The organism is Bianquea renquensis (assembly GCF_014384895.1).
In the GTDB taxonomy this organism is placed as follows: Bacteria; Bacillota; Clostridia; order Lachnospirales; family Bianqueaceae; genus Bianquea; species Bianquea renquensis.
This window is the reverse complement of sequence record NZ_JACRSQ010000060.1, coordinates 1-7,171: the sequence shown is the minus strand read 5'-3', so window position 1 is coordinate 7,171 and position 7,171 is coordinate 1. Positions and strand designations below refer to the sequence as shown.

Genomic DNA, 7,171 nt, shown 5'->3' with positions numbered 1-7,171 from the left:
TCGTCACACTCAACCTCAGGAAATCGCAAACTAGGAAGGAAAAAAAGGGGCAGAAAGCAGCTTAGACCGAGGAGCGCTTTTCAAAATCCAAACAAGGGGATTTTCCGCCCTGCAACAGAGACTTCTAAAAGAAGGAGACAGTCCGACAAAAATCCAAAGCTTCGATAAAGCCTGATTTTCTAAAGGACTGTCTCCTTCTTACCTATCAGGGGCCATATTCACGACAACCTCTTTCTTGGATCTACCATCACAAAAATTTCTTCATCTCTTCAATATTGTCCTCTTCCATGGCTACATGTTTTTGCGCCAACGCAACGATTTTTTTGTTATCGCCGTCATACTCGTGAATGCGCTTTGTCATCTTTGTGACGCCCATGGTATTTCCCTGAATTACCATTTCCGCAATCTTCGATGGAGAATTATCGCTGATGGTCTTGACATCGGATGTGAGATGTGCCATGGTTTTCGCCATGACACCGGCGCTCTCCGGTTTATGCCCCAGATTGTCCAGCATTTCATAGGCGGAGTCATAGGTCTTTTGGTATTCCTCCATCTGGCTGACCAGGCATTTGTGCAGCTCGGCGTCCTCGATCTTATCCAGAATGTGGGATAGATTATCACGGCCCATCTCTGCATTTTTACAGATATAGTCCAGCATTTCAATATCTTGTGTCATTTTTAATCACCTCACCTCTAGTATCGGATAAGGTGGGCCATCTTATTCGCCTTGCTTATTTTTGTTTTGGCCGGAAGTTTTATTGATACCGGCCAATCTGTCTGAAGCGATTTGCGTCAACCTTTGGATCCGTCAGCATCGCCTCCACTGTCTCAAACACCTTGCTATCTGTGTATACGTTGTTCAGCGGAGAATAGGAAAGCTCATGGCAATCGCCGGCCAACAGCGCCAGCTTGGGATACCGTTTCCTCCAAAGCGGACCTCCAATGTCCATCGCTTGAATCCAGTGCTGGCAGTCGCGGAGAATTTCCATGATGAATTCTTTTCCATCATACCATCTCGGGGGAAATTCATAGATCACTGCCGTCTGATACCAACAGTTTCCCCGCACGGTGTTAAATTGCCCTCCGTTGACAAATACAGACCGGCCAGACCAGCTGGTTTGAATCTTCCCTATAAAGTTTCCCTCAACTGTCAGTCCATTTCCCCGCCCGTCATTATAGATATCCAGCACATGATTTTTCGCCCCCGTGTCATGGATATGATTATACCGGATCACATTGCCAAAATAAGTTGGATCCACCCCGTGATAGATGGTTCCCATATCGCCGCAATCCCACGTTGAGTCGCCGATATCGCAGTATTCCAGTAAATTGTCATTTCCCCCAAAGTCAATGGTCATATGGTTCGCGCCGGAGAAGGTGCAGTGGGAAACCATATTCCCCATTCCCAAAAATCGAACTCCACCCCTGTACGCCTTCTCAACCCGATTCACTTGATGGAAACTGCAATTTTCCACTGAATTGCGCCCATGGATCAGCTGCCTGCGATTGCCGCCGTCCAGGATGATGCCGCCGCATCCAATCTGATAGATCTCGCAGTTTAGGATGGAGTTGTTAAACCCAGCGCACCGGTCGGCGGCGGGATATCGCCATAGGTAGCCTTTGAGATCGCCCACAAGGCGGCTTTTTAAAATCGCCTCGGGCGACGTATCCGGCTGTTCTCTCCACTTAGGAGCACATCCCTTCCCCATATTGACAGCCACGATGCCGATATTGCGGAACACACTATTCTGAATGATGATATTTTCGCACGAATCTTCGTGAATTCCGACGCCTCGGGTGTTCTCCAAAATCAGGGAATCCAATTGAATATCATGACAGCCTTCCATGCTGATCAGAGGCTCCTCTAACACCGAAAGCTCCACCCGGCTGTCCGGCTCTAGCTCTCTTTTGGGCCACACATAGAGCCGTCCGTGGACACGGTCAATGTAGTATTCCCCCGGCGCCTCGATCTCCTCCAGCAGGTTATAGCCGCGATACTTATTGTGCTTCCCCCCAAAAGGTGGCGCCTCTGTGACGCCCCGCGGTGTTTCATGCCGCAGGGTGAAGGTCTTTGCCGCCGAGTCAACCTTGCTGACACCCACATAATAGTCGGAATAGGCGTTTTCCAGATACCCATACAGCCAGAGATCTTCCGCCTGTGTCCAGGCTTCAGCTCGATCATCCGTATATTGAAAAATTGCGCCAGGCTCTTTGCGCCCATCCAGAACCGTTCCCACATGGCTGTACCCTGTTTTGGGGTAGGAGGCGAGCTCGTACGCCTCATCTTCTATGGTCAATTCCATCTGCATTGGAATCATATCCTGTCCCATTCCTCTTGTGTGCAACTGCCCATACTCTGTGATCCCCTGCTCCATCAGGTCTATGACCCGCACATGTTCTACCGCTTGCGGCCGCAGCCTTGCCACCGTATTGGAATCGGAAACCACCTGAAAATCTTCGGCATTGACGCGGACACTTCCGCAAAGACGGACTTCCTCCCCTGGATATCCCTGATAGCGGACTTCGCGCCCTGGCATTCCGCTGTCCTCCTCTGTCAACACAAAGGACTCTGTCAGGCGATAGGTTCCCTCTCGCAGATAGATGGTGACCCCGCCCTCAGGCAAATCCTTTCTCTCCTTGCGCTGCCGGATTCGATTTCGCGCCTCCTGAATGGAGTGCAGGGGACGTTCCGCTGTTCCCTCTGCCGAATCATCCCCGTCCGGCCTTCTTTTAACGCGAATACCCATCCGTCGCAATCGACCCTTGCCACTTCCGGATCGCTGCTTTCCCACAAAATTGTCCGATCGCTGGCTTCACCAGGATACGCCACAGCGGAGAGTTTCCTTTTGCTTCCCAACGGCAACGTCACACTTTGCTTATAAACGAAAACCCCCATCACCGGAATTGCGCTTTCTTCCCCTTGAACAGCAATCTCGGATACCCGCATCTCGCCATGGTGCATCACCAACCCGATACCTCCACAGGGAATCTTGCGGAAGTCCGCATCCTCGTCTACATACGTCACGAGATGCTCTCCATCCATGGTGGCTTCCACGGTATTCCCTGTGACGTTCAAGTTCAGTGTATACCATCGATCCTTTTCATAGTCAAAAGGCTTTTTCCACAAGATCTCCCATTCATCTGTGTTTTTCATGAGCCGAAGTTCGCCTCGCCCCGCAATGACCAACTGATAACAATATTTCATATCATTGGAAACTCGAGCGCAGATTCCGGCCTGTCCATTGGCGTACAGTCGGTGTAAACATATTCTTCCACTGACAGAATAATCACGCCATTCCGGTTTCCCCGCCTCCATGAGGAATGCCGGGACACCTCCTTTGATCCGAAGCTCGCCATCCTTGATCTCCATCTCCGAATCATCCTGGCGGTAATCCCACCGGGCATCCAACGGCGCTGAAAAGTCTTGTGTAAATAGCCGATTTCGTTCCATGCTGCCACCTCCTGATTGTTGCATTCTAGCATAGCCATTAACTCCTGTCAACCGTTGCGATCTTTAAAAATCGACTCGAAAAATCTTGCAAGTTTTTCGTTTTCCTGTATACTTAAAGAATACAACACGATCCCCCAGAAGAAAGAGTATGTCTCGTCAATCTTGATTTTGTAAGGAGTGCTTACCCAATGGATGAACAGATCTTTCAAGAATACCTCCGAGGAGCTAGCCTCACCGCCTACGAACATTTTGGAGCTCACTGCACATTTGAATATGAAAAGCACGGTGTGCGCTTTTCCGTATACGCGCCCAACGCGGTGGCGGTGGAGCTGATCGGGGATTTCAATTCTTGGAGCGGCTATCCCATGTTTCGACAGCCATGCGGCGTCTGGACAATTTTTGTCCACGATGCAGCCCCTGGCTCGCTGTATAAGTATCGGATCACAACCGCAGGCGGCGATGTGTATGATCGGATGGATCCCTTCGCGTTTTCCAGCGAACTCCGCCCCAACACCGCCTCGATTGTCTGCGATTTGGATTCCTATACCTGGTCGGATCAGGGGTGGATGCAGACACGAAGCAAAAACTTTCATGACCCCTTGTCCATATATGAGGTCCATCTAGGCTCCTGGAAGCAAAACAAAACTGCGAAAAGCTCAGACGCCCCCTTTCTATCTTATGATAAACTGGCAGATGACCTGATCCCGTATGTCCAGGACATGGGATATACGCATATTGAATTTTTGCCTCTGACAGAGCATCCCCTGGACGCTTCCTGGGGATATCAAACCTCCGGCTATTTTAGCGCTGATAGCCGCTACGGCAAACCCGCGGAGCTTATGCGCCTCATCGACCGCTGCCATGGGGCAGGAATCGGGGTGATCTTGGATTTTGTTCCGCTCCACTTCGTCTCCGACTTCTACGCACTGCATCAATTCGACGGCAGTTTTCTCTATGAAAGCGAGCGGGAGACGGAACGGTATAGCCCGTGGAATACCATTTTATTCGACTACTCGAAACCTCACGTCATCAGCTTTATGAAATCGGCACTGGACTTTTGGCTAAGCCGTTACCACTTCGACGGCGTCCGGTTCGACGCTGTGTCCAATTTGATCTATCGAAACGGCCATAAGGACGCCGGCCTCAACGAGCCTGGCCTTTGGTTTCTGCGGGACTGTAATTTCTCCGTGGGAAAGAAACATCCACAGGTCATGTTCATCGCCGAGGATTCCTCTGATTACGTCAAAGTTACAGCCCCTGTTGTCTACGGCGGATTGGGCTTTGATTATAAATGGAATCTTGGCTGGATGCACGACGGACTGGATTACATTGCCACCCCTTGGAATGGTCGCCCGCGGATCTGGGACAAGCTCACATTCTCCATCTGCTATGCGTACCAGGAGAACTATATCCTCCCTCTGTCCCATGATGAGGTCGTGCATGGAAAAAAGTCCATTCTCGATCGATTTTATGGAAGCTACGAGGAAAAATTCCATCAGCTGCGGACGTACTATCTGTATATGATATCCCATCCCGGAAAAAAGCTGCTCTTCATGGGCAATGAACTAGCAGAGTTCAAAGAGTGGGATGAGAGCAAAGAATTGGCCTGGAATCTGTTGGACTACCCTCAACACGCGAAGTTTCACGCCTATATGAAAGTGCTGAACCGTCTCTATCGACAAGAGTCCGCCTTCTACCAGGAAGACTTTCATCCCGATGCCTTCTCCTGGGTTACCTGCCATGGCGCTTGCCCCTGTGTCTATGCCTTTGAGCGGAAGAATCTTCAAGGCGAGGTGGTGTATATTGTTCTAAACTTTTCAAACCGGGAGTACCCATCCATGTCCATTTCTGTGGAGCAGAGTGGCGAGTACCAGGAGCTGATTTCCACTGATCGAGCCGCCTTCGGCGGCCTTGACAGGGTAAACCCTACAGTCAAGACAAGGGGCTCCGCCCAGCATCCCACCCTCCACTTTCATCTCCCACCTTTTACCGGATGTGTTTTCAAGCCCGCGACAAAAGTCTTTTTTGTATAATTTTATTCTTTATTGAATAACCTAAAATATTTTTACGTTCTTATACGAATATTGGCTTGCATTTCAAAAAAATAGCATGTATAATTATGACAAGCTTTGGATAAGGCATCACCGTACCGTATTTTTCACGGTGAGGGGATTGCCTTTTTTTATTTAAGCCTACTTTTTATAAGAAGGAGAAATGATTTCATGTCCTACGTAGATGAGGTTTTAGCCACCGTACAGCAAAAAGACGCCTCTCAGCCCGAGTTCATTCAGGCTGTCAGTGAAGTGTTGGAGTCCCTGCGCCCCGTTATTGAAGCAAACGAAGCGAAATTCAGAAAAGAAGCGCTTCTGGAGCGCATCGTGGAGCCCGACAGACAGATCATGTTCCGGGTTCCATGGGTGGACGATCAGGGGCAGATGCAGGTTAACCGCGGTTTCCGCGTCCAGTTTAACAATGCCATCGGCCCTTACAAAGGCGGCCTGCGGTTCCGCAACAATGTCAATCTTGGAATTATCAAGTTCCTGGGTTTTGAGCAGATTTTCAAAAATTCCTTGACCGGACTGCCTATCGGCGGCGGCAAGGGTGGATCCGATTTCGACCCCAAAGGCAAATCCGACCGTGAGATCATGGCATTCTGCCAGAGCTTTATGACAGAGCTCTCCAAACATATCGGCGCTGACGTTGATGTTCCCGCCGGTGATATCGGTGTAGGCGGCCGCGAGATCGGCTATTTGTTCGGTCAGTATAAGAGAATTCGGGGCCTTTACGAGGGCGTCCTCACGGGAAAAGGGCTGGAATTCGGCGGATCCCTCGTCCGCACGGAAGCCACAGGATATGGTCTTCTGTATTTGACAAGAGAGATGTTGCGCTGCAACGGCAAGGATATCGCGGGCAAAACTGTCGTCATCTCCGGCGCCGGTAACGTAGCGATCTATGCGGCGCAGAAGGCTATGCAGTTGGGCGCGAAAGTCGTGACCATGAGCGATTCCACCGGTTGGATCTACGATCCTGACGGAATTGATCTCGAAGCCATCAAGGAGATCAAAGAGGTCAAACGCCTCCGCCTGTCCGAATATGTCACATACCGTCCGAATAGCCAGTACACCGAGGGTGGAAATGTTTGGTCTGTTCCCTGTGATGTGGCGCTCCCCTGCGCGACTCAGAACGAGTTGGATCTGGATGACGCCAAAGCTCTTGTGGCCAATGGCTGTTTTGCCGTAGCGGAAGGCGCTAACATGCCCACGACACTGGACGCGACCGCGTACCTGCAGGAGAATGGCGTACTCTTCGCCCCCGGCAAGGCGGCCAACGCTGGCGGCGTTGCCACCTCCGCCCTTGAGATGACCCAGAACAGTGAACGTCTGAGCTGGACCTTCGAGGAGGTTGACGCAAAGCTGGAGAGCATCATGGTTGCCATCTTCCACAAGATGGACGAGGCCTCTAAGCGCTATGGCATGGAGGGCAACTATGTAGCCGGAGCCAACATCGCCGGATTTGAAAAGGTTGCATCGGCCATGATCGCACAGGGCATGTAATCCAAATCTGCGGATACCCTATACCTTATAGAGAAGAGTCTGGATTCTGTGATCAGCCCCATGTCAAGTAGACAAGCGAAATATCTAAAATAAGATTATAGGCATCCGCCATATCTGTGTTCAGATATGGCGGATATTTATGTTATACACACCATTTGGCCTTATA

At 50.5% G+C, this 7,171-nt stretch carries 5 protein-coding genes; 2 read left to right on the top strand and 3 right to left on the bottom strand.

Going from position 1 to position 7,171, the window contains the following annotated elements; translation table 11 throughout:
- Window positions 1–247: 247 nt before the first annotated feature.
- The 3 genes from H8730_RS17025 to H8730_RS17015 form a co-directional block, all read right to left on the bottom strand.
- On the bottom strand, window positions 248–676 hold the full coding sequence (locus H8730_RS17025) for a DUF2383 domain-containing protein (RefSeq protein ID WP_177719127.1): 429 nt from the start codon (window positions 674–676) through the stop codon (window positions 248–250).
- A gap of 79 nt (window positions 677–755) precedes the next feature.
- The gene (locus H8730_RS17020; protein WP_249290250.1) at window positions 756–2,624 is read right to left on the bottom strand and encodes a right-handed parallel beta-helix repeat-containing protein; all 1,869 of its coding nucleotides are present in this window, start codon (window positions 2,622–2,624) and stop codon (window positions 756–758) included.
- Window positions 2,573–3,451, bottom strand: coding sequence for a 3-keto-alpha-glucoside-1,2-lyase-like domain-containing protein (locus H8730_RS17015; RefSeq protein ID WP_249290249.1), 879 nt, complete (start codon window positions 3,449–3,451; stop codon window positions 2,573–2,575). Before H8730_RS17015 ends, H8730_RS17020 begins: the two co-directional genes overlap by 52 nt.
- Before the next feature lie 188 nt (window positions 3,452–3,639).
- On the opposite strand from H8730_RS17015, the gene glgB reads away from it, so the two are divergent.
- Window positions 3,640–5,484 carry a 1,4-alpha-glucan branching protein GlgB gene (glgB, locus tag H8730_RS17010; RefSeq protein ID WP_249290248.1) on the top strand — a complete coding sequence of 615 codons (1,845 nt, stop codon included), beginning with the start codon at window positions 3,640–3,642 and terminating at the stop codon, window positions 5,482–5,484.
- Window positions 5,485–5,673: 189 nt separating this feature from the next.
- Window positions 5,674–7,005, top strand: coding sequence for an NADP-specific glutamate dehydrogenase (gene gdhA / locus H8730_RS17005; RefSeq protein WP_177719130.1), 1,332 nt, complete (start codon window positions 5,674–5,676; stop codon window positions 7,003–7,005).
- Window positions 7,006–7,171: the final 166 nt, after the last annotated feature.